The organism is Streptomyces sp. NPDC053665, assembly GCF_055585285.1.
Genome location: NZ_JBVJKK010000002.1, coordinates 1,032,018 through 1,054,378 on the forward strand (window position 1 = coordinate 1,032,018; position 22,361 = coordinate 1,054,378).

Below are 22,361 nucleotides of genomic sequence, written 5' to 3' on the forward strand. Positions count from 1 at the left end.
AAGCATCCGTCCACCCCGTCAGGGAGCATCGATGATGGCCTGCCCTTCCTTGGCGGAGTCGACGGTGGTGAAGCGGAGTACGCGACCGTCACCTCGACGGGCAGTGGCGGGAGCCACGAAGGAGAATGCCATGACCACCTTGTCCGGTGCCGGTCGGCGCTCGTCGAGGATCGGGGACCGGTGCTTCCCTTCGACGACCGGGTAGACGACGACGACGCCTCGGCGGGGTGCGACGAGGCTCTCGGTGACGGGGTCGCCCGAGTCGGCGAGGGACCTTGCGATGCGCAGAGGAACGGCTCGGTGCTTGGGCTCGCTGATGGCACCGAACAACGGTCCGCGCCTACGATCACGTCCGAACCACGCGAAGGTGCGGTCATCGGAGTCGAGCGCCACTCGCTGCCCCTGCTTGGAGTGTTGCGGTGCGATGACCAGCCAGTCGTCCACTTCCCTTGGCGCGTCTCCAGTGATCTCGGCCAGGTACGCGAGGTTGGGAGCGAATTGGGAAGTGGTACCCCAGCGCAGTTCGCGCACGAGGTGCAGGAACTCCTCTGGGCCGAGCAAACCGACGAAAGCGTCGAACCTGTGGGTGACGGCCGCGTGCCCCTTCTCCGGCGGGAAGTGATACGCCAGCGACGTCAGGGTGGGCGGCAACGCTTCCAGGATCGGCGACCACAGTCGGGTGTTGTGCCGGAGATCTGCGGCCTTCGTCGGGTAGGCGGTGGGTTCCTGCCACTGCCCCGGCGAGTGGAGCTCGACCAGACGCGCGTTGTACATCTTGTTGGGGCTGGTCGGCTTGAGCCAGGGCAAGTGCTGGGATACCAGGGGCGGAACCTGGGCCGGTGTGACTTGCGGCTTCCCGTCGACCATGGTGGCGTACTGCTTCAATTCGGCGCGGAAGTTCTCCTCATCCAAACAGATCGCCTCGAACGCCGCGTACAGGTCGATTTCCTTCGCCCCTACAGTCTCAGCCCGCCCGAGGAAGAGACGTACGAGGTCCCGATAGCCCTCGCGGAATCCGAACCAGCGCCCCATCTGCATCAGAGTGGAAGCGTTGCCCGCTCGGCGACGGAAGTAGGAGACAGTGAGCCCTTCGACGGTGAAGCCGCGAGCCAGCTTCAGCCCTCCGATGAGGATCTTCCAGATCGAGCGCTTGTCGAAGTCGGCTTCGCCGGTTTCGATGTCCTTGTCACCGTTGACCACGATGATGGGGTTGTCGTCTCCGCCGATTCGGGTGACAGCCGGGCCGACGTAGCGACTGAGGTCCTCAAAGGAGGAAGGAACCGCGTAACCATCGGCTCGGACAGCCGATACCGGAGCGATGTCGCTCTCGAACAGGCTGCGGAGGCGCTCGTGACCCCGCGGACCCATGTACCCGGCGTTCCACCACATCTGAGTCACTTTGCCCAGGAGTTCGCGGTGGACGTCGGTGCGGACCGATTCATGAATGAGCATGGTGTGGTGCTGGAAGTACCGATCGCCCAGGCCTCCCCGGTCCTCTCGGTACAGTTTCATTGCCGCTGTGAGGACGAACATGTCCATGGCTCGCTGGAGGCAGATGTCGTCCTCTCCACCGTCGTCGTCCACGGTGATGTTGCGCACGTGGGCCAGTTCATTCGAGTTGGCAAACGTTCGGCTCTCCTCCGGCACAGAAGAGTCGAGGTCGTGAAAGTCCCTGGCCCCCATGTATCCCTCCGGACGAGGCAGGGAGACGATGAAGTCCTTCGGGAAGACGTCCTCGACGTCGCTGGGGTCGACGAAGACGTTGGCGAATGGGGTGGCCGTGTAGCCGACGTACTGCGAGCGCGGCAGCATCCGCAGCAGGTCGGAGATCTTCTGGTTGATCGCGGTGCGCTCGGCATCCGGCTTGGCCGGATTCGACGTGTTCACCGAGGCCTCATCCGACTCGTCGTCGATGATGAGCACGGGAATCTCGGCCAGCGGCGTCTTGATCTTCTTGAGGTCCTTCACGAGCCTGCCGAGCACGGTCTTGTTCTTCTTGACCACCATGAGCCGAGCCGACGACCGGTGCAGATTCTGCGGGTCATAGAGGGGCAGCGCTCGTTCTCTCTTCTCGAATTCGAGCGCGGTGATACCTTGAAGCAGACTCTTGTAGTCGTCGTCCCGGGTGGTCAACCGAACGATGTCGAAGGCGCCGAGGGCGGACGGGAGAGCACCGAAGGTGACGAACCTGCCCTGGCTCCACGCCGGGTCGTCGGCATAGTCCGACTCGAACTCGCTCGCCCCGCGCAGGATGTTTTCACGACCCACCAGTTCCATGTCCAGGCGACGCTGGGTCTGGGCGCGCAGCATGTTGAGCGTACCGCCGAGGACGATAATCAGTCGGTATCCGGCGTCGACGGCCTTCGCGATCACACCGCTGAAGTTCGCCGTCTTGCCCGATTGCACATATCCGACGACCAGGCCTTTGGATTGGTAAGCACTCGCCTGGGTGGGGTCGGCAAGGCGCTCGACGACGGCGTCGGTGGCCACATCCAGATCGGCGACGGCCGCTGGGTCCCACCCCTTCTGTTCCAGGTAGGTGCGGTAAGACGGCCAATACCAGGGACGGCCCTGCTGCGACTGCGGTGTGTACCAGGGAGTGAATTCGTCCGAGATGACGACCGGCGCTTCGGAGGTGGAGACGGGGATCAGGTCGTCCAACAACGTGCAGGTCTCCTGGGCAAGGCCCAGAAGCGCGTACACATCCTCCCGTCGCCCTTCTGTGCGCTCCGGGCTATTCGACCAGGCGGGGTGCGTGGCGAAGTCCCACTCCGTCAGCCTCTTGCGCCACAACTCGACCAGGGGGTCTGTGGAACGTGCTTTTTCCAACGCTCCCCGCAGAACCTCCTCTGTGGCGAGCTCCTCCGCCTCCGGCGACAGGTCCTCCGCCTGATAGACGAGCGCCCTCTTCAGCTTCTTTGGACGACTGCTCTGCATGTCCGAAAGAGCGGCATGATGCAGCTGCAGTAGAAGCGCGTCGTTGGAACCGCTGGTCATGATCTTCCTCAAGTGCCGAACGGGGCCGGATGGACGTGGGCTGTGGCGGGTCAGGGCAACGGCAGGTCGGAAAGGTCGACCGCCGAAGGACCCTGGGCTGGTGGCAGTCCGGTGACGTCGATGTCGTAGACGACGTGATCGATCCTCGCTCGGCTACCGGCGGGCACATCGGAGTCCGTAATGCGGGGTAGCTCGTCACCCCGCAGCAGCAAGGGGCTGTCACGTGGGGTCCAGCGTTCGTCGTCCGGCTCATCCGGATCCCAGCCGGCGGCTGCCAGCAGGTGATCCAGCCGTCGTCCGAGGGCGATGTTCTCGGATGCGGCTGCATCGCGGACGGCAGTGACCGAATCCTTCAGGGTGCGGCCTCCCGCTCCTCCTCGCGTGAGACGGAGCGACGCGAACCACAGGGACCGTCCCGGGGACGACGAAAGTTGCCCGAGACCGTGAATGGTGTGTCTGCGCCGCTCGGAAGCCGTCGTCTTGATCTCCAAGTCGTCCGCTCCCAGGGCGAAATCATGCTCTTCGCCCGTCGGTCCCACCCAGGTGTCGAGTGCCGCCGGCCATCCGATGCACCCGGCAATCCTGACGAGGGCGGCCAGTTCACCATGGAGGCCCAATCGCTTCTCCGGCGACATCCCCCGCGGCCTGCCGAGCAGCGCGCTCCAGCCGTGCACCGTCTCGTTGAATGCCTCGGTCAGATCGTGTCCTCCCCGGACGACGCGGTCCGCTACGGCCAGCAGGAGATCGTGAAAATCGCGGAGCAACTCGGGTTGGGGCGTGGTGAGACGCGCCAGGCGCCGTCCGGCATGGGAGATGTGCTCGATGCGCACGGCGGGCAAGGATGAGCGTGGCGGAAGATGCCGACCCTCGAGCTCGACATGTAGCGCTACGTCACGACCACTATCGGAAATTTCGTACGAAACGAGGGGACTACCGATGGGAGAAAGGCGATAGCTCGCGGCAAGCCTGCGCCCCAGATAGTGCTCGACCGTGGTCCACGGCAGCTCGACAGGCGACGCTGCGGAGGCCGAGGTCTCCGATGTTCCGTCCTGACGCGGACCCATCAGTCGGCTACTCGGTCGAGTTCCGCACGCGCGGCGGCAACGAGGACGGACTGCCACAACTCGATGTTGTCCTTGAGGCGGCTTCCCATCCGTTCATGCCGGAAAGCATCTTGCATGAGTAGGTAGATCAACGACTTGACCATCGGCGCATCGTTGAGGGACCCGCTACGACCGCCGAGCAGGGCAGCACGGTAGTGCTGGTTGAGCAGGAGCACATGCGAGTCCTGGTCGATCTCGAAGAACTTCTCGTTGGACAGCTGCTGCCAACGAAACTGCACCGGCTCCTCCTGGGTGAGGACCGGCAGTTCCTCCTCGATCACCTGGCGTACTTGGGGATCGATCCCGCAACCTGGTGGGACAACGGGCTTCCGCTCCACCCCGGCGCGCTTTCGGGCGTCCCGGTAAACCCGCTCCGCGTCCAGAACGTACTGGGCGAACGTCCGGCCTCGAGTGTCCACGGCGGCGTCGAGTGCGTCGATAAACTCCGGAGACGCCTGCACGCCTTCCTTCTTGACCGTCAGTCGAAATACCTTGCCTTCGGGGTCGTCCGGCAGGTCCACGGCCACCCTGGCAAGGGCGAGGTGTTGCTCGGGTTGACGGTAGTTGTTCCAACCTCCGGCTTGTACGAGCCGGTCGTTTCGGTAGAAGTAGAACCCCTCCCGCTCGACTACTGCACCGAACGCCTTGTACTCGTCGAGGGAGGACCGTGGCGGCCAGATGTGTGCTGTGAGATCAACGGGCCCGACCGACGGGACGAGAGCGGTGAAAACACTCGGATATGCGGAGTCCCCGGGAACGGGATACGCAAATGGGTCGAGCGATTCCACTCCGTAATTCGCGTACTCCACGCCGGTGCGCACGTCCTGGATGGAGATGGTGATGTGGAAGTCGTCCCGCGCAAGGAAGCGGTGCAGGTGAAGACCCAGATGCAGACCGAGCTTGTTGACGGTCCGGTGCAGGTAACGGTCCGTCTGACCGCCACCTCCATGGTTGGGGAAGTCCTTCACGCCGTCCCAACGGACGATGGTCCCTTGGAACGCGATGGGACGACCCTGATAGAAGTCGACGAAGTCCTGGGCGAAGTGCGGATCGATGATGTCGCACTCGAAGCCCCGCTTCGCATGCTCCATGAGCCAACGGCGGCCTGCAGGTCGGCTGCGCTTGGTCCGGCTGACAACCGTGACCGAGTCGGCGTGGCTGAGCGAGGCCGACTTCAGACCCGTGCCGAACATACCGAGTGACCGCTTCTCGTAACCGCGACGACCACCGACGGTCATGGCGACATCGAGCTCTTCCTCGTCCATCCCCTTGCCGTCGTCGACAATCACCAGGCTGACGAGTTCGTCCCCGTCGCGGAGGAAGTGGATGACGACGTTCTGAGCCCCGGCATCGATGGAGTTGTCGACGAGGTCGGCAACGGCGGCGTCGAAGCCGTAGCCCTGACTGCTGAGCGCTTCCATGTAGCGCCCATCGGGAGGCAGGCGCTTGCTACCCGTCGTCGGGACCTCGAACTGCCACTCGGTGACCATGACCTGCCTTTACGGGCGAGCACCTGCTTATAGACGTTTCGGCGTCATCATGCTGCGACGCCGACATAACGGTAGTCGACAACGAGCGTCATGGTTCGAACTTGGACAACGCTCCTCAGCCCAGGCACGGTCGACCCCTTGGGCGGGTCCTGAGCCTTATGCGGGTGGGCGGGAACACCGCTCTGGCTAATCTCGCTCGCCGCGTTCGATGCAGAACTCGTTGCCCTCCGGGTCCGTCAGCACGACCCAGCCTCGGCCGTTCGGGAGGGTGCGGTCCGCCTCGATGCGGGCGCCCAACGACACTGCTCGGTCCACCTCTTCCGCGCGGGTGCGGCCCGTCGGGGCGACGTCGAAGTGGAGGCGGTTCTTGGCCGTCTTCGGCTCCTCGACCCTCACGAAGAGCAGGCCGGGCGTGCCGGCCGGGAGTTCGATGAGGACTTCGTCGTCGCCCGGCTTGTCGGTCTCCGAGAGGGGGTGGCCGAGGAACTCGGACCAGAACCGGGCCAGTTCGTAGGGCTCGCCCGTGCAGTCGAAGGTGATGTGGCGCAGGGTGGGGTTCAAGGGTCGGTTCCGTCCCGTCGGTTGGCAGAGGTGCCGTGCGCTCCGCAGCATCCTCGGCAGGGGCGGGTGCTGTCGAACCATTTGGCGGGGACGGGTGGACCGCCTCGCGAAGTCTGCGCTCCGTGGGTTCCGTCCCGACGGCGTCAGGGCCTCGCGTTCAGTCGCGGCGGGTGCCGTTGGGGGTGGTGAGGGTTGTGGACCCTGTTCGCGTGATGGGGCTCCTGGCGTGTGGGGCGGGGGCCCGGGCGCGACGGCCACCGTCCGGGCCTTGCCGGAGTGGCCGTCGCGCAGGGCACCGGGAGCCTACGATGCCGGGCTCAGGTCCGCTCGGCCGAACAGGAGGGCGTAGCCGGGCGGGAGTTGGGCCAGGATGCGGGTCACCAGGTCGTCGCCGATCAGGGGCGGCAGCACGCTGAGGACGGAGCTGACGTCCCAGCGGGCCGTCGCGGGTGTCGCCCCTTCGACGCGGGCCGCGACGGAGTCGACGAACTCCGCGGCGGTGAGCCGGCGCGTGGCCGGGATCTGTGAGGCGACGACCCGGGCCGCCTCCTCCGGCAGGGCGCGTGCGAGGTCGACCCGTTCGTCACCGACGACGTGACCGCCGAGGGCGGACAGGACGATACGGGTGATCCGCTCGGCCTCCGGCCTGGTGGGGTACTGGCCCGAGTCCCGTACGGCGTCGACCAGTCGGGCCCAGGCGCTGTCGTCGTCCCGGGGCCCGCGGTGCCGGGGCGGGCTGGGGATCAGGGTCTTCGGAGCCATGGGTGTCGTCGTCACACTGGGCACCGTCGTCACGCTCATCTGCGGGTCTTCCTCCGGATCCGGTGCTGCCGCCTTCCGTGCCGCCGGGATCCTGCGACACCGGCGGCACGGGGCGTGGGTGGGGTGCGCGGGGGCCGTCCCCGGGGGACGGCGGGGGACGGCCTCCGCATCTGCGTGGGTGCGGTCGGCCGGGTCAGCCGCTGATCTGCCTGCGTGCGTCGCCGCCGGTGATCTGGATGCGGCGGGGCTTGGCCTGTTCGGCCACCGGGATGCGCAGGGTCAGCACGCCGGCCTCGTAGGACGCGTCGATGCGCTCCGTGTCGAGCGTGTCGCCGAGGAACAGCTGGCGGGTGAACGTGCCGGTGGGACGCTCCGCCACCAGTGGTTCCGCACCCTCGGGGGCCGGCGAGCGGCGCTCGGCCCGGACGTTGAGGACGTTGCGCTCCACGTCCAGTTCGATCGTCTCGGGGTCGATGCCGGGCAGGTCGAAGTGGACGAAGAAGTCGTCCCCGGTGCGGTAGGCGTCCATCGCCATCGCGGACGGGCGGGCGGCGGAGCCGAGGACCTGCTGGGTGAGACGGTCGAGTTCACGGAAGGGGTCCGTGCGCATGAGCATCACGGGTCACTCCTCTCTTCAGGCGCAGTAGGTGCGATGCCCAACGGTCTGCGTCTTCTTATATAGCTCGGACGAGGAAAGTTGACAAGCCTCGACTCATGTTGGGGTGAGGTGTCCTGCCCTGCCCTGGCTGAGGTGCCCGGGTGCATGCGGGTTAGCCTCGGGCCCGGAGCGTTCTTCCCGGCGAGAGCGCGGCACGCAGGAGGCAGGTAATGGCGAAGGTTCCCAGCGCGGTGGTCGCCGCGAGCGGGCTCGTGGGCGGATACGGGGCGGCCCGCTGGACCAGGCAGCGGCCGCTCGGCGGGGTCGTGCTGGCGGCAGCCGGGGCGGTGGCCGCCCGGCAGTGGCGCCAGCAGGCGGGTGGGGTGGCCGCGGGCGCGTTGTCCGCCGCGTACGTCGCCGCGTTCGCGGGATCGCATCCGCTGGCCAAGAAGGTGGGTGCCTGGCCGGCCGTGTTCGGCGTCGCCGGGGCCGTGGCGCTCGCGTCCTGGGCGGTGGCGGACCGACGGGGGCGCGGCGACGCGTAGTCGCCCCGGGCCGCCGGTACGCCGTAGACCTCGGGCCCGCATGCCGTTGGCCCCGGGGCCCATACGCCGTTGGCCCCGCGCCGGTACGCCGTAGGCCCCGCGTACGCGATCGACCTGCAAGCCAGTACGCCACAGGCCCGCACGCCGGTACTCCGTGGGCAGGGGCGGTCGCGTGTGTGGCACGCGGTCGGACTGGTGCGGCTGCGCGCCGCGGCGTTCGGCCGCCTGTCCGTCGGACCGCGCCCGGTCCGTCTGGCTCCGCCCGGTCCGTCGGGCTCCGCCCGGCCCGTCGGCTCCGCCCGGCGGACCGCCGACCGCACGCATACCGGCCCGCGACCGGGCTCGGCGGACCGCCCCTAGGGCATCCGGTGCCTACCGGCCAGGCGCCTGACGCCCGCCGATCGCCCTCCCCCAAGGCGCGACCGGCTCACGGCAGGCCAGGCCCGTACAGCCGACCCAACCACCCGAGCCCACGCCCACACACCCGCACCCGCACCCGCACCCGCACCCGCACCCGCACACAGCAAAGAACCCGGCCCTAAATCCCAGGGCCGGGTTCTTGTTCTGGAGCGCCGGGCAGGCCTTGCACCTGCATCTCCCCACAGGAAGTGGGGCGTCTTTCCTTGGACCACCAACGCACTGTCCGCCGACCGGAGTTCCGGCGACTGGACGCAGATCAACTATAGCGCAGTTCCGGCGTGCCGCTCGCCGACCGGGGAGCCAGGGGGACGAGCGTGGCCGAGGACGGGCGGCGCCAGAGGCCCGCCCGTCCTCACGCTCACACTCACACTCAGGCCGTCGCCGGCGTGGAGCCCCCCGCTCCGGGGCCGTCGGGGTCGCTCCCGCCTCCGCCCCCGCGCTTGACCTTGCCGGCCGCCGCGGTGAGCGGCTTGGCGATGTCCTCCAGGGAGCGCTGCTCGGCGTTGACGGCCAAGAACACCGCCACCAGGCCCGCCAGGCACATCAGCGTCGCGCCGATGCAGAAGGCGAGGACCGCGTCGCCGACGACCCCGCTCTCCGTCAGCGAGGCGAACAGCAGCGGGCCGCTGATGCCGCCGGCCGCCGTGCCGATGGCGTAGAAGAAGGCGATGGACATGGCCCTGGTCTCCATCGGGAAGACCTCGGAGACCGTCAGGTAGGCGCTGGACGCACCGGCCGAGGCGAAGAAGAGGACGGCGCACCAGCAGGCCGTCATCGTGGTCGCGCTCAGCGAGCCCTGGTCGAACAGCCAGGCCGTGCCGAACAGGAGCACGCCGGACAGGAGGTAGGTGCCGGAGATCATGATGCGGCGGCCGACGGTGTCGAAGAGCTTGCCGAGGAGCAGCGGGCCGAAGAAGTTGCCCACGGCGATGACGGCGAAGTAGTAGCCGGTGTTGCCGCTCGGGACGTCGAAGAACTTCGTGAGGATCGCGCCGAAGCCGAAGGTGATGGCGTTGTAGAGGAAGGCCTGGCCGATGAAGAGGGAGAAGCCGAGGACGGCCCGCTTGCGGTAGTCGGAGAAGACCGTGCGGCCGATCTCCAGGAAGGAGACGCTGCGGCGCTGGTGGATGGTGATCTCACCCTCGGCGGGCGGCAGCGGCTTGCCGTTCTCCCGTTCGATCTCCTGCTCGATGGAGGAGACGATGCGTTCCGCCTCGTCGTCGCGGCCGTGGATCAGCAGCCATCGCGGGCTCTCCGGGACGTGCCGCCGGACGAGGAGGATGACCAGGGCCAGGACCGCGCCGAGGGCGAAGGTCAGGCGCCAGCCGACGTTCGCCGCGAAGATGTCGGTGTCCAGGGCGACGATCGACAGCAGGGAGCCGAAGACCGCGCCCAGCCAGAAGCTGCCGTTGATCATCAGGTCGACGCGGCCGCGGTACTCCTTGGGGATCAGTTCGTCGATCGCGGAGTTGATGGCCGCGTACTCGCCGCCGATGCCGAAGCCGGTGAGGAAGCGGAAGAGGAGGAACCACCACGTGTCGAAGGAGATCGCGGTGAGGGCGGTGGCCGCCAGGTACACCGCGAGGGTGATCATGAAGAGTTTTTTGCGCCCCCATTTGTCGGTCAGGCGGCCCCAGAACAGGGCGCCGATGCAGGCGCCCGCCACGTAGAGGGCGGCCGCCAGGCCGGTGACCTCGCCCGAGGTGATGGGCAGGCCGCTGCCCGGTTCGGACAGACGGCCTGCGATGTTGCCGACGACGGTGACTTCGAGACCGTCGAGGATCCACACGGTGCCGAGACCGATGACGATGGTCCAGTGCCAGCGCGACCAGGGGAGGCGGTCGAGGCGGGCGGGGATGCTGGTCGTCACGGTTCGGCCGGTCCCGGCCTGCGTGGTGGTCATGGGCTCCCTCCTCAGCGAGAAGAACGCTTCCCAAGTGCCCTGACCCGATCCGCTTACGCCCCGAGCGCATGCGTCACCGTGTAGATCAGCAGTCCGGCCAGGGAGCCGACGACCGTGCCGTTGATGCGGATGAACTGCAGATCGCGGCCGATGTTCGCCTCGATCTTCTTGGTGGTGTGCTCGGCGTCCCAGCTCGCCACGGTGTCGGTGATGAGGGAGGTGATCTCCTTGCGGTAGGTGGTGACGACGTAGACGGCCGCGTCCTCCACCCACTTGTCGACCTTGTCCTGCACCTTGCGCTCGGCCGCCATCCGGGAGCCGAGCGAGAGCAGGGAGGCCCGCACGCGCAGCCGCAGCTCGCTGCGCTCGTCCTCCGCGGCCGCGACGATCATGGATCGTACGGCCGTCCAGGCGCTGGCGATGAGGTCCTGGACCTCGCCGCGGCCGAGGACCTCGCCCTTGAGCCGCTCGACGCGGGCGCGGGTGTCGGTGTCGGACTGGAGGTCGGAGGCGAAGTCGGTGAGGAAGCGGTCGAGGGCGCCGCGGGCGGGGTGCGCGGGCATGTCGCGCATCTCGGTGACGAAGCGCAGCAGCTCCTTGTAGACGCGCTCGCCGACCTTCCGGTCGACGAACTTCGGGGTCCAGCCGGGGGCGCCGCCCTGCACGGCGTCCATCACGGAGTCGCCGTGCAGCACGAGCCAGTCGTGCGCGCGGGTGACGACCAGGTCGACGACGCGTCTGTGGCCGCCGTCGGCGACCACCTTCTCCAGCATCTTGCCGAGGCCGGGCCCGATCTCCTGGGCGCCCGCCCGGCGGGTGATCGCCTCCCCGACGACGGCCTGGACGTCGGAGTCGCGCAGCACGGTCAGGGCGCCGCGCAGGGCGGCGGACAGCTCGGCCGTGACCCGGTCGGCGTTCTCGGGGACGGCGAGCCAGGCGCCGAGGCGGCTGCCGATGCCGACGGCCCGCAGCCGCTGGCGCACGACGTCCTCGGAGAGGAAGTTCTCCCCCACGAACTCGCCCAGGGAGACGCCGAGCTGGTCCTTCTTCTTGGGGATGATCGCGGTGTGCGGGATGGGGATGCCCAGGGGGTGGCGGAAGAGGGCGGTGACGGCGAACCAGTCCGCCAGGGCACCGACCATGCCGGCCTCCGAGGCGGCGGCGACATAGCCCGCCCAGGCACCGGCCCCCGAGTTCTGGGCCCACTTGGCGAGCACGTAGACCACGGCGACGAAGAGCAGCAGTCCCGTGGCGGTGAGCTTCATACGGCGTACGCCGCGCCGCTTCTCCTCGTCCGCCGGGCTGAAGGTCGTCATCGCACGGTTCACCCCGGCGCCGGGGCGGGCATGCTGCCCCACGGCCTCGCCCGTTTGTTCGCTCTTCGTCCGATCCATCCGCTCCACCCGCTCGGTGATCCCGCACACACATTGTCCCTTCCTGACCGACTCCTGGAACGGAACAGGAGTTCCCGGCGTCTGCCGGAAGGGGGCTTTGCCACGGGGCCCTGTGAGCTTCCCCCGGCCCATGACGCATCATGGGCACATCAGATCGGAGCCTTGGGCTCCCATCGCCCGAGGAGAACTGCACAGCATGACCCGAGGACGTGGTTACGCCCTCCTGGCCGTCGTCGTCACAGCGATCATGGCCCTTTCCGCCGCCCTGTACGCCGGTGCGGCGTCCGACGACGGCACCCGCGGCCGCAGCGCCCTCGGCGACGGCCGCGCCCCCCGCAACTCCGCCGCGCCCGCCTCCACCGGCACCTGGGTCGGCACCTGGTCCACCTCTCCCTCCGCCGCCGAGCCCGGCACCGAGGTGACCGGCATGGCGGACCGATCCGTGCGCAACGTCGTCCACACCAGCGTCGGTGGTACGAGTGCCCGCGTCACGCTGTCCAATCTCTACGGCCAGTCGCCGCTGACCATCACCCAGGCCTCGATCGCGCTCGCCGCCGGCAGCGGCACGCCCGCGGCGGTCGCCGACACCATGCGGCAGCTGACCTTCAACGGCGGCCCCGCGGTCGTCATCCCGCCCGGCCGGCAGGTCCTCAGCGACGCGGTGCGCCTCACGGTCCCGGCCGACACGGACGTCCTGGTCACCACCTACACCCCGGCCGCCTCCGGCCCGGTGACCTACCACCGGCACGCCCGGCAGGTCTCCTACGCCGCCCCGGGCGACCACACCCGGGACGCCACCGGCGTCCCCTACACCGAGCGGACCGGCTCCTGGCGCTACCTGACCGCGCTGGACGTGCTCAGCAACGAGTCCGAGGGCACCGTCGTCGCCCTCGGCGACTCGCTGACCGACGGCGTCACCTCCACCGTCGGCGCCAACAGCCGGTGGACCGACGTGCTGGCCGACCGGCTGCGCGAGGAGATCGCGGCCGGGCGGGACCTGCCCCGCTACAGCGTCGTCAACCAGGGCATCAGCGGCAACCAGGTCCTCGCCGACGGCCTCGGCCGCCCGGCGGACAACCCCAGCGGCCTGAACCGCTTCCGGCGGGACGTACTGGAGCGGACCAACGTCAAGGTCGTCGTCGTCGACCTCGGCGTCAACGACATCCTGCGCAACCCCCGCCTCGCCGACCCCGACGCCATCCTCGCGGGCCTGCGCACGATGGTCGACCAGGCCCACGCGCGCGGCGTGAAGGTCGTCGGCGCCACGCTCATGCCGTTCCGCGGCCACCGCGGCTACACCCCGGCGCGCGAGGCGGTACGGCAGGAGATCAACGCTCGGATCCGGGCCGGCCGCGTCTTCGACGCCGTGGTCGACTTCGACCAGGCACTGCGCGACCCGTACGACCCGCTCCGGCTGCGCCCGGTGTACGACTCGGGCGACCACCTGCACCCCAGCGACCAGGGCTACGCGCGGATGGCGCACTCCTTCGACCTGCGGACGCTGACGGGCTCCGCGCCCGCGAAACTGTAGGTCCGCCGCGCGCCCGCCCGGCCCCGACAGGGCGGGCGCCCACACCCCGCGGGCCGCACCCGGACCCGCCGCCGGCGCCCCACGCCGACCGCGGGCAGCGCCGACGCCCCGCTCAGGCGCTCAGTGCTCCCAGTGCGAGTCCCGGCGGCGCGAGGAGTCCAGCTCCCGCCGGCCCTCCTTGCGCTCCAGCTTCTCGCGGCGCCGCTCCTCACGGATGCGCAGCTTCTCCGCCCGGCTCAGCTTGCGCTGCACCCCGACACCGCCCCACAGGGCGAACCCGGTCACGATCACCCGCGGCGCCCCCGGCTCACCCGGCACGCCCTCCTCGCGGTGGTCGAAGCCGCCCATGACGCCGACGCCGCGGACGACGACCTCGACGCCGGGCGGGACGACGACGTCCACACCGCCCATGACCGCGATCGCGTTGATCTCCACCTCGCGGTCGGTGAAGTTCGCCTCGCGCAGGTCGATCTCGCCGCCGCCCCAGAAGGCGAAGCAGGTGAACCGGCGGGGCATCGTCCAGCGCCCCTTGCGCTGGAAGCCGGACATCACGGCCACGGCCCACGTGGAGGAACCCTCGCCGCCGACGATCCGCCCCCGCCAGTCCGGCCCGGCGGCCGGCTCCTTGTCCAGCGACACGACCGGCGCCGTGACACCCGTGGCGGGCAGATCCCGGGTGATCGGCGCCAGCTCCCCGTACGTCCGCGCCCGGTAGGTCGCGTCCAGCCGCTCCTCGAACTCCTCCATGTCCAACCGGCCCTCGGCGAGGGCGTCCCGCAGGATGTCGGCGACCCGCTCACGGTCGGCGTCGGAGGCGCGGAGGTCCGGCACAGCGTCGTCGGTCATACCCAGCAGCCTACGAGTTGACCGCGCCGGGCACTATGCGGTCGCACGCTCCGCCGGCGGTTCCGGCGCCTCGCCCGGCGAACGCAGCATCTTCGCGATCACCGCCTCGATGTCCGGCTCCCGCACCGACAGGTCGACCAGCGGGTACTGCGCCGCGATCCGCGCCACGAGCGGCGCCGCCGACTCGGCGGCGGGGAACGCCAGCCACTGCCGCGGCCCCTCCACCCGCACCACCCGCGCCGGCGCCGGCACCTCCACCGGCGGCAGTTCCCGCTCCAGGTCCACCACCAGGGTCCGCTCGCTCTCCCCCACCGAGTGCAGCCCGGCGAGCGCCCCGTCGTACATCAGGCGCCCGTGGTCGATGACCATCACCCGCCGGCACAACTGCTCGATGTCCTGCAGGTCGTGGGTGGTCAGCAGCACCGTCGTGCCGCGCTCGGCGTTCACCTCCCGCAGGAACTCCCGCACCTTCGCCTTGGAGACGACGTCCAGGCCGATGGTCGGCTCGTCCAGGTACAGCACGTCCGGGTCGTGCAGCAGCGCCGCCACGATGTCCCCGCGCATCCGCTGGCCCAGGCTGAGTTGCCGCACCGGCACGTCCAGCAGGCTCGAAAGGTCCAGGAGTTCGACCAGGCGGTCCAGGTTCTCCCGGTAACGGGCGTCCGGGATGCGGTACATGCGGTGCATCAGCCGGTAGGAGTCGACCAGGGGCAGGTCCCACCACAAGGTGGTGCGCTGCCCGAACACCACCCCGATGCGGTGCGCGAGCCGCGTGCGCTGCGCCGAGGGGTCGATCCCGGCCACCCGGAGCCGGCCCGCGCTGGGCGTCAGGATGCCCGTCAGCATCTTGATCGTGGTCGACTTCCCGGCGCCGTTGGGACCGATGTAGCCGACCATCTCACCGCGCCGCACCCGGAAGGAGATCGAGTCGACCGCCCGCACCAGCCGCCGCTCACGCTTCAGGAAGCCGGTCCTGCGGCGCACCTCGAAGACCTTCTCCACACCGTCGAGTTCGATGAAGTCACTGTCCGACCCGGTCAACTCAGCTCCCTGTACTCCGGTACGAGCGAAGCCCCGTCCGCCAGGCCAGCCCGGCCAGCACGGAGCAGACCACCGCCACCAGCGGCGAGGCGTAGGCCGCCCCCTGCGGCAGACCGACCGGATACGGCCGGCCCAGCACATGGGCGGCGGGCACCCAGTTCACGAAGGCCAGCGGCAGCACGAAGGTCACCCCCCGCACCAGGTCCTTCCCGAACACGCCGGGCGGGTACTGCAACAGCGTCGTCCCGCCGTAGGTGAAGGCGTTCTGCACCTCGGCGGCGTCCTGCGCGAAGATCTGGAAGGCCGCGCCGGCCACGAACACCGACGAGAAGATCACCGCCCCGCTCACCACCATCACCGGCACCAGCAGCACCTTCCCCGGGCTCCAGTCGACGTCCACCGACACCAGCGCCCAGCCCAGCACCACCACGCCCTGCGTGATCCGGCCCAGCCGCCGCAGCGCGAACCGGTCGGCGCCGACCTGCGCCAGCACCGGCGCGGGCCGCACCAGCAGCGTGTCGAACGACCCGTCGCGCATCCGGGCACCCAGCACGTCCATCGACCCGAGCGCCAGGTCCGCGAAGCCGAAGGCCGTCACCGACAGCCCGTACAGGAACGCCACCTCCGGCAGCGACCAGCCGCCCAGCGAGTCGACCTGCGAGAACATCAGCAGGATCCCCACGAAGTCCAGGCCCGTCAGCACGAGGTTGCCGCACAGCGTGACGGCGAACGACGCGCGGTAGGTCATGCTGGAGCGGACCCACATCGCCGCGATCAGCCGGTAGGCCCGCACCCCCTCCCGCAGGGCACCGCGCTCACCCACCCTGCACCACCACCCGCCGCGTCGCCGCCGACTGCACCGCCCGGCCCGCCGCCAGCAGCACCACCGCCCAGCCCGCCTGGAAGGCGAGCGCCCCGAGCACCCCCGTCTCCCCCATCAGCACATCGGCCGGCATCTGGATCTGCGCCGCCCACGGCAGCACCCGCACCACCTCGCCGAGCACGCCCGGGAAGGCGTTCAGCGGCAGCACCATGCCCGAGAAGAAGATCCCCGTCACCGCCAGCACCTGACTGACCCCCATGCCGTCCATCAGCCAGAACACGCTCAGGGCCGCCAGATGCCGCAACGCGAAGCTGACCACCGCCGCCAGCAGCAGCGTCACCGCGAACGCCGCCCAGCGGCCCACGTCCGACGGCAGCGCCATGGGGAAGAACAGCGCACCGAACAGGAACGGCACCACCCCGCGCCCCAGCAGCTGGAACAGCGCCCGGCCCAGGTCACCGGCCATCCACCACAGCTGGAGATCGGCCGGACGGTACAAGTCGACGGCGATCTCACCGGTGCGGATCCGCCCCATCAGGTCCTTCTCCGCCCCGCCGCCCTGGATGGCCAGCGTCGCGTACAGGCACTGCCCGAGCCACACGTAGGTCACCGCCTGCGCCTGGCCGTACCCGCCGAGGTGCGGCCTCTCCTCCCACAGCGCCAGGTAGGTGTACACGAGGATGACCCCGAAGACCGTGTTGGTGAACACCCCGGCCAGCGTGGCCGCCCGATAGGTCGCGAACCGCCGGAAGCCGCCCGCCGCGACGGCCGCGTACAACCGCCACGAACCCACCTCCACCACCCTCCTCGCCACCGGGCACCGAAGCGCAGGAGCCTAGTGGCGCGCCCACGGCGCCCGCCACGGGTTTTCACCGCGGCCCCGGGCGCGCACGACGGGCCGGGCCGGGCCAGGCGGTACGATCCGACACGTCCGCGCGGGCCGGGGCGCACACGGCCGGGACGAGCAGTGCGGCAGCGGGACCGGCCGGAGCGGGGCGCGCGACCCGCTCGCACCGTCGGCCGTGCCCCCTTCGGGGGACCCGGCACGAGCAGGACGGTGACGAACAGGCGTACCGGGCGGGGAGCCACCCCGCACCCGCCTGCACGTCCGCCCGCCCGGCCCCGACCGGCCACCGCCCCACGACACGGCCCTCGATCAGGGAACTGATCGCCGGATGCGACAGTCTTCATCACAGGGGCGCAAGAGCGAGCAGAGACGTACGGCAACGACGTACGACGCGACACAGGAGTCCGTGCACGACATGAGTGACGAGTCTCAGCAGCCGAGTCAGGGCTGGGCACCGCGAGAGCCGCAGGCGGACGCCGGCGGCGACCCGGGCGCGCCCGAGGGCCAGGCCGCCGGGAAGCGCAAGCGGACCGGATGGCGCCGGCTGATCCCCACCTGGCGCATGACCCTGGGCACCTTCCTCGTCGCGGCCCTGCTGCTCATCGGCGCGTTCTTCCTGGGCTACTCGCTGGTGAAGATCCCCCCGGCCAACGCGCTCGCCACCAAGCAGGCCAACGTCTACCTCTACGCGGACGGCTCCGTCATCGCCCGCGACGGCGAGGTCAACCGGGAGAACGTCACCCTCGGGCAGATCTCCAAGGACGCCCAGCACGCCATCCTGGCCGCCGAGGACCGCGACTTCTACACCGAGTCCGCCGTCGACCCCAAGGCCATGGTCCGCGCCGCCTGGAACACCGCCCTCGGCAAGGGCAAGCAGTCCGGCTCCACCATCACCCAGCAGTACGTGAAGAACTACTACCTGCGCCAGGAACAGACCGTCACGCGCAAGGCCAAGGAGTTCTTCATCGCGATCAAGCTGGACCGCGAGGTCAGCAAGGACCACATCCTCGAGGGCTACCTCAACACCAGCTACTTCGGCCGCAACGCCTACGGCATCCAGGCCGCCGCCCAGGCCTACTACGGCATGGACGCCAAGGACCTCGACCCCGCCCGCGCCGCCTACCTCGCCGCCCTCGTCAACGCCCCCAGCCAGTACGACGTCGTCGCCCACCCCGAGAACCGCAAGGCCGCCGAGGCCCGCTGGAACTACACCCTGGACGGCATGGTCAAGAAGGGCTGGCTCAGCCAGTCGGAGCGGACCGGCATGAAGTTCCCCGTGCCGAAGGAGTCCACCCTCTCCACCGGCATGTCCGGCCAGCGCGGCTACATCGTCCGGATCGTCAAGGACCACCTCGTCCAGAACAAGATCGTCGAAGAGAGCAGGCTCGACGCCGGCGGCTACCGCATCACGACGACCCTGCAGAAGCCCAAGCAGGACGCCTTCGTCAAGGCCGTCGACGACAAGCTCATGAGCAAGCTCGACAAGAAGAACAAGGTCGACCGCTCCGTACGCGCCGGCGGCGCCGCCGTCGACCCCAAGACCGGCAAGGTCGTGGCGATGTACAACGGCATCGACTACGTCAAGCAGTACACCCCCAACGCCACCCGCCGCGACTTCCAGGTCGGCTCCACCTTCAAGCCGTTCGTCTTCACCGCGGCCGTCGAGAACGGCTCCCGGACGCAGGACGGCCGCACGATCACCCCCAACACCGTCTACGACGGCACCAACCAGCGCCCCGTCCAGGGCTGGACCGGCCAGCCGTACGCCCCCGAGAACGAGGACCAGGTCTCCTACGGCGACATCACCGTCACCGAGGCCACCGACAAGTCCGTCAACTCGGTGTACGCGCAGATGGCCGCCGACGTCGGCCCCCAGAAGGTCAAGCAGACCGCCATCGACCTCGGCATCCCCGAGACCACCCCCGACCTCGCCGACGGCCCCGCCATCGCGCTCGGCACGGCCACCGCCAGCGTCCTGGACATGGCCGAGGCCTACGCCACCCTGGCCAACCACGGCCGCCACGGCACCTACACGATCGTCGAGAAGGTCACCAAGGGAGGCGTCCCCGTCGACCTGCCCGACCGGCGCACCCGGCAGGCCGTCAGCCGCCAGGCCGCCGACACCACCACCAAGGTCCTCCAGAGCGTCGTGCAGAACGGCACGGCCTCCGCCGCGCAGGCCACCGGCCGCCCCGTCGCCGGCAAGACCGGCACCGCCGAGAAGGACAAGGCCGCCTGGTTCGCCGGCTACACGCCCGACCTCGCCGTGGTCGTCTCCGTCATGGGCCAGGACCCCGTCACCGCCGCCCAGAAGCCGCTGTACGGCGCGCTCGGCCTGCCCCGCATCAACGGGGGCGGACCGCCCGCCGAGATCTGGGCCCAGTTCACCCGCGACGCCCTCAAGGGCAAGCCGGTCAAGGCCTTCGACCTCGACCTCCAGGCCGGCTCCGACGTCACCGAGATCCCCCGCACCACGGCCCCCTCCGACCCGGCCACCGGCGAGCCCGACGACAACGGCACCACCGGCGGCGAGGACGAGGGCAGCCAGACGCCCGAGCAGAGCCCGAGCGCCCCCGAGGGGCAGAACGAGGGCCAGACCGGCGGCACCACCGACGGCACCACCGGCGGCGAGTCCCCCACCGGCGGCACCACGGACGGCGGCACCGGCGACGGCGGGGCCACCGGCGGCGACGCCGGCACCACCGACGGCGGCACGACCGGCGGCGACACGGACGACGGCGGCGCCACCGGCGGCCCGACCGGCCCCGGCTGGGGCGTCGTCCCGCAGACCGTCCGCCGCGACTAAGGCCCCACGAAGGGCCGGTCAGCCGCGCGAGCGGTCAGTGACCCGAGGTCGCCTTCAGCCCCACCACGGCGACCAGCAGCAGACACACGAAGAAGATCCGGGCGGCGGTCGCCGGCTCCCCCAGCACCGCCATGCCGAACACCGCCGCCCCGGCGGCACCGATCCCCACCCACACGCCGTAGGCGGTACCGATGGGCAGGGTCTTGGCCGCCTGCGACAGCAGCAGCATGCTGACGACGATCCCGGCGCCGGTGAGCACACTCGGAACGGGACGCGTGAAACCGTCGGTGTACTTCATGCCGACGGACCACGCCACCTCGAGCAGACCGGCGACGACGAGCAGAACCCAGGCCACGACGGGCACCTTCCGGGAGACGGGCTGACGGAATCGGTGCGTCGTCTTTGCCTTGGCCCGGTACGGCGCGTCTCGTCGGGGGTCCCTCCACGCTAGCAAACGGCACGCCGAAGGGGCCGGTGACCATGGTCACCGGCCCCTTCACGGCCCTGCCGGCCGGCCTACAGGTACAGGCCCGTCGAGTCCTCCGACCCCTCGAACCGGTCCGCGGCCACGGCGTGCAGATCGCGCTCGCGCATCAGCACGTACGCGATGCCCCGCACCTCGACCTCGGCCCGGTCCTCCGGGTCGAACAGGACCCGGTCGCCCGGCTCCACCGTCCGTACGTTCTGCCCCACCGCGACGACCTCGGCCCAGGCCAGCCGCCGGCCCACCGCCGCCGTGGCGGGGATCAGGATGCCGCCACCGGAACGCCGCTCGCCCTCACCGGTCTCCTGCCGCACGAGTACGCGATCGTGCAGCATCCGGATGGGCAGCTTGTCCGGGTGGGTGCTGTGCTCGTTTCTCTTGGCGCTCACGCCCTGAAACCTACCTGTCTTCCCGGTCCGCGTCGGCAGTCGGGTCAGCCCTTGCGCCGCCGCGTGCCCAGCGCGAGCAGCCCCACCACACCCACCACGACGAGCGCGACGGGCACCACGCGCTCCAGGCGGGGCGCCCCGTCCTCGTCCACGAACCGGGCGCGCACATCGGTGACGGCCTTGTTGACCCCCACGTAGGCCCGCCCGAGGGTGTGGTCGATGTTCGACGCGACCTTGGCCTTGGCATCCCCGACGATCGTCTTCGGGTGCACCCGCACCCCGATCTCGTCGAGCGTCTCGGCCAGGGTCGCGCGGCGGCGCCTGATGTCCGCCTCGATCTGCGCCGGGGTCCTGGTGTCCGCCGTGTCCGCCACCGTGTCGCCTCCGAAGTCGGTATGAAGCCTGTGCAAGCCTGTGCCGGACAGTCTGTCAGCTCCACGGCTCGCCGCACTGTCAGGACCCCCGGTTACCCTGGTCCGATGAGCGAGCGACTCCAGCCGGGGGACGTGGCCCCCGCCTTCACCCTCCCCGACGCCGACGGCACCGAGGTGTCCCTGTCGGACCACAAGGGCCGCAAGGTCATCGTCTACTTCTACCCGGCCGCCCTCACCCCCGGCTGCACGAAGCAGGCCTGCGACTTCACGGACAACCTGGAGCTGCTGGCCGGCGCGGGGTACGACGTCATCGGCATCTCCCCCGACAAGCCGGAGAAGCTCGCGAAGTTCCGCGACAAGGAGTCCCTGAAGGTCACGCTCCTCGCCGACCCGGACAAGCAGGTCCTGGAGTCCTACGGCGCCTTCGGTGAGAAGAAGCTGTACGGCAAGACGGTGGTCGGCGTCATCCGCTCCACGGTGATCGTGGACGAGGAGGGCAAGGTCGAACGCGCCCTGTACAACGTCAAGGCGACCGGCCACGTGGCCAAGATCATCAAGGACCTAGGCGTCTGAGACCCCACCGATCGTTCCGAGAGCGGCTCGTACCGGAGATCCCCAGTACGAGCCGCTCCGCGTTTCGGGCGTGACTGTCCGATAAGCGGTTCGTTACTCCGTGCGAGACCACGAACGGGTGGTCGGGGACGGAGGGGTGTTTCGTGGGGGCCAGTGCGTACACCAGGGAGCGGCTGGAGGAAGCGGCTCGGGGGGCTCGGTCGTTGTCGGAGGCGCTGGAGAGGCTGGGGGTGGATCCGCAGAGTGCGACGCGACGCTACGTGTCCGAGCGGATGAGGAAGCTCGGCGTGGACGTGTCGCACTTCGAGCGGGAGGGGGTCCGGTGGACGAGGACCGTCCTCGAGCGGGCGGTGGGGGCGTCGACGAACATGTGCGAGGTGCTGCGGCATCTCGGACTCGATGTGGTGGGCGGACATCACACGCACATCAGCCGCCGGATCAAGGCGTACGGGATCGACACGTCGCATTTCGTGCCTGTGGTCCGGACGGAGCGGATGAGGTACAACCAGCGTCGTCGAACCGCGGAGGAGATCCTCGTCCAGGACACCTCGCCACGCGCCTGCCGCGTACCCAGCGCCCGCCTCAGGAGGGCGATGCGGGAGCTGGGCGTGGAGGAGCGCTGCGCCTTGTGCGGCACCGGGGCGCTCTGGCTGGGGGAACCACTGTCCCTGGAGGTCGACCACATCGACGGCGACTGGCGGAACAACAGGATCGACAACGTCCGGTTCCTGTGCCCCAACTGCCATGCGACGACCGACAGGTACCGGGGACGGGGCGCCCGACGCCCGCAAGGCCGTCCCGCATGAGCGGACGACGGGCCCGTCCCACCTCCGAACAACTGAGGGCCGCGGTCGCCGAGTCCACCTCCCTTGCC

The 22,361-nt window shown here is 69.8% G+C and carries 20 protein-coding genes and 1 riboswitch; of the genes, 5 read left to right on the forward strand and 15 right to left on the reverse strand.

Annotated features, from left to right (window positions below):
• Nucleotides 1–18 precede the first annotated feature (18 nt).
• From ACZ6ZN_RS12180 to ACZ6ZN_RS12205, 6 genes are all read right to left on the reverse strand, one after another.
• Nucleotides 19–2,997 carry a Z1 domain-containing protein gene (locus ACZ6ZN_RS12180; RefSeq protein WP_469645447.1) on the reverse strand — a complete coding sequence of 993 codons (2,979 nt, stop codon included), beginning with the start codon at nt 2,995–2,997 and terminating at the stop codon, nt 19–21.
• Between the two features lie 50 nt (nt 2,998–3,047).
• A complete protein-coding gene (locus tag ACZ6ZN_RS12185; protein WP_469645449.1) occupies nt 3,048–4,061 on the reverse strand; it encodes a PD-(D/E)XK motif protein in 1,014 nt (337 codons plus the stop codon).
• On the reverse strand, nt 4,061–5,590 hold the full coding sequence (locus tag ACZ6ZN_RS12190) for an ATP-binding protein (RefSeq protein WP_469645450.1): 1,530 nt from the start codon (nt 5,588–5,590) through the stop codon (nt 4,061–4,063). The genes ACZ6ZN_RS12185 and ACZ6ZN_RS12190 overlap by 1 nt, the downstream gene beginning before the upstream one ends.
• 186 nt (nt 5,591–5,776) lie before the next feature.
• A complete protein-coding gene (locus ACZ6ZN_RS12195) occupies nt 5,777–6,151 on the reverse strand; it encodes a VOC family protein (protein WP_469645453.1) in 375 nt (124 codons plus the stop codon).
• Between the two features lie 303 nt (nt 6,152–6,454).
• Nucleotides 6,455–6,952, reverse strand: a complete 498-nt coding sequence (locus ACZ6ZN_RS12200; RefSeq protein ID WP_469645455.1) for a DUF2267 domain-containing protein — start codon at nt 6,950–6,952, stop codon at nt 6,455–6,457.
• 154 nt (nt 6,953–7,106) lie between these two features.
• Complete coding sequence (locus ACZ6ZN_RS12205; RefSeq protein ID WP_398110057.1) at nt 7,107–7,529, reverse strand: Hsp20/alpha crystallin family protein; 423 nt, start codon at nt 7,527–7,529, stop codon at nt 7,107–7,109.
• Between the two features lie 212 nt (nt 7,530–7,741).
• Here ACZ6ZN_RS12205 and ACZ6ZN_RS12210 point away from each other — a divergent pair, with 212 nt between their 5' ends.
• Nucleotides 7,742–8,056: a hypothetical protein gene (locus ACZ6ZN_RS12210; RefSeq protein ID WP_398110056.1), complete on the forward strand. Its 315-nt coding sequence runs from the start codon at nt 7,742–7,744 to the stop codon at nt 8,054–8,056.
• A 790-nt stretch (nt 8,057–8,846) separates the two neighbouring features.
• Here the strand turns inward: ACZ6ZN_RS12210 and ACZ6ZN_RS12215 are convergent.
• Nucleotides 8,847–10,379: an MFS transporter gene (locus tag ACZ6ZN_RS12215; protein ID WP_398110055.1), complete on the reverse strand. Its 1,533-nt coding sequence runs from the start codon at nt 10,377–10,379 to the stop codon at nt 8,847–8,849.
• A gap of 53 nt (nt 10,380–10,432) precedes the next feature.
• Nucleotides 10,433–11,773, reverse strand: coding sequence for a DUF445 domain-containing protein (locus tag ACZ6ZN_RS12220; protein WP_451877778.1), 1,341 nt, complete (start codon nt 11,771–11,773; stop codon nt 10,433–10,435).
• A gap of 196 nt (nt 11,774–11,969) precedes the next feature.
• Between ACZ6ZN_RS12220 and ACZ6ZN_RS12225 the strand changes: the two genes are divergently transcribed.
• Nucleotides 11,970–13,304, forward strand: coding sequence for an SGNH/GDSL hydrolase family protein (locus ACZ6ZN_RS12225; RefSeq protein WP_469645457.1), 1,335 nt, complete (start codon nt 11,970–11,972; stop codon nt 13,302–13,304).
• Nucleotides 13,305–13,424: 120 nt separating this feature from the next.
• Here ACZ6ZN_RS12225 and ACZ6ZN_RS12230 read toward each other — a convergent pair whose 3' ends face one another.
• From ACZ6ZN_RS12230 to ACZ6ZN_RS12245, 4 genes are read right to left on the reverse strand one after another with little or no spacing between them, the layout of a single operon-like run.
• On the reverse strand, nt 13,425–14,150 hold the full coding sequence (locus tag ACZ6ZN_RS12230; RefSeq protein WP_469645459.1) for a DUF1707 SHOCT-like domain-containing protein: 726 nt from the start codon (nt 14,148–14,150) through the stop codon (nt 13,425–13,427).
• A gap of 33 nt (nt 14,151–14,183) precedes the next feature.
• The gene (locus ACZ6ZN_RS12235) at nt 14,184–15,191 is read right to left on the reverse strand and encodes an ABC transporter ATP-binding protein (protein WP_469645462.1); all 1,008 of its coding nucleotides are present in this window, start codon (nt 15,189–15,191) and stop codon (nt 14,184–14,186) included.
• 1 nt (nt 15,192) lies between these two features.
• The gene (locus ACZ6ZN_RS12240; RefSeq protein ID WP_398110050.1) at nt 15,193–16,014 is read right to left on the reverse strand and encodes an ABC transporter permease; all 822 of its coding nucleotides are present in this window, start codon (nt 16,012–16,014) and stop codon (nt 15,193–15,195) included.
• Nucleotides 16,007–16,807: an ABC transporter permease gene (locus ACZ6ZN_RS12245; RefSeq protein WP_451877828.1), complete on the reverse strand. Its 801-nt coding sequence runs from the start codon at nt 16,805–16,807 to the stop codon at nt 16,007–16,009. The genes ACZ6ZN_RS12240 and ACZ6ZN_RS12245 overlap by 8 nt, the downstream gene beginning before the upstream one ends.
• 469 nt (nt 16,808–17,276) lie before the next feature.
• Between ACZ6ZN_RS12245 and ACZ6ZN_RS12250 the strand changes: the two genes are divergently transcribed.
• Nucleotides 17,277–19,667 (forward strand): transglycosylase domain-containing protein, encoded by a 2,391-nt coding sequence (locus ACZ6ZN_RS12250; RefSeq protein ID WP_469645464.1) that lies wholly within the window; start codon nt 17,277–17,279, stop codon nt 19,665–19,667.
• Nucleotides 19,668–19,701: 34 nt separating this feature from the next.
• Here ACZ6ZN_RS12250 and ACZ6ZN_RS12255 read toward each other — a convergent pair whose 3' ends face one another.
• The 3 genes from ACZ6ZN_RS12255 to ACZ6ZN_RS12265 all read right to left on the reverse strand — a co-directional run bounded on the left by ACZ6ZN_RS12255 (nt 19,702) and on the right by ACZ6ZN_RS12265 (nt 20,914).
• A complete protein-coding gene (locus ACZ6ZN_RS12255) occupies nt 19,702–20,022 on the reverse strand; it encodes a DMT family transporter (protein WP_333933570.1) in 321 nt (106 codons plus the stop codon).
• Nucleotides 20,023–20,057: 35 nt separating this feature from the next.
• Nucleotides 20,058–20,126: riboswitch (guanidine-III (ykkC-III) riboswitch) on the reverse strand.
• A 57-nt stretch (nt 20,127–20,183) separates the two neighbouring features.
• Complete coding sequence (locus ACZ6ZN_RS12260; protein WP_369196488.1) at nt 20,184–20,540, reverse strand: GroES family chaperonin; 357 nt, start codon at nt 20,538–20,540, stop codon at nt 20,184–20,186.
• Nucleotides 20,541–20,584: 44 nt separating this feature from the next.
• Nucleotides 20,585–20,914: a DUF3618 domain-containing protein gene (locus ACZ6ZN_RS12265; RefSeq protein WP_369196487.1), complete on the reverse strand. Its 330-nt coding sequence runs from the start codon at nt 20,912–20,914 to the stop codon at nt 20,585–20,587.
• A gap of 105 nt (nt 20,915–21,019) precedes the next feature.
• On the opposite strand from ACZ6ZN_RS12265, the gene bcp reads away from it, so the two are divergent.
• Together bcp and ACZ6ZN_RS12275 are read left to right on the forward strand one after the other, a co-directional pair.
• Nucleotides 21,020–21,487 (forward strand): thioredoxin-dependent thiol peroxidase, encoded by a 468-nt coding sequence (gene bcp / locus ACZ6ZN_RS12270; protein ID WP_398110048.1) that lies wholly within the window; start codon nt 21,020–21,022, stop codon nt 21,485–21,487.
• 143 nt (nt 21,488–21,630) lie between these two features.
• Entirely contained in the window at nt 21,631–22,293 is a 663-nt protein-coding gene (locus ACZ6ZN_RS12275) for an HNH endonuclease signature motif containing protein (protein WP_469645466.1), read from the forward strand.
• Nucleotides 22,294–22,361 lie beyond the last annotated feature (68 nt).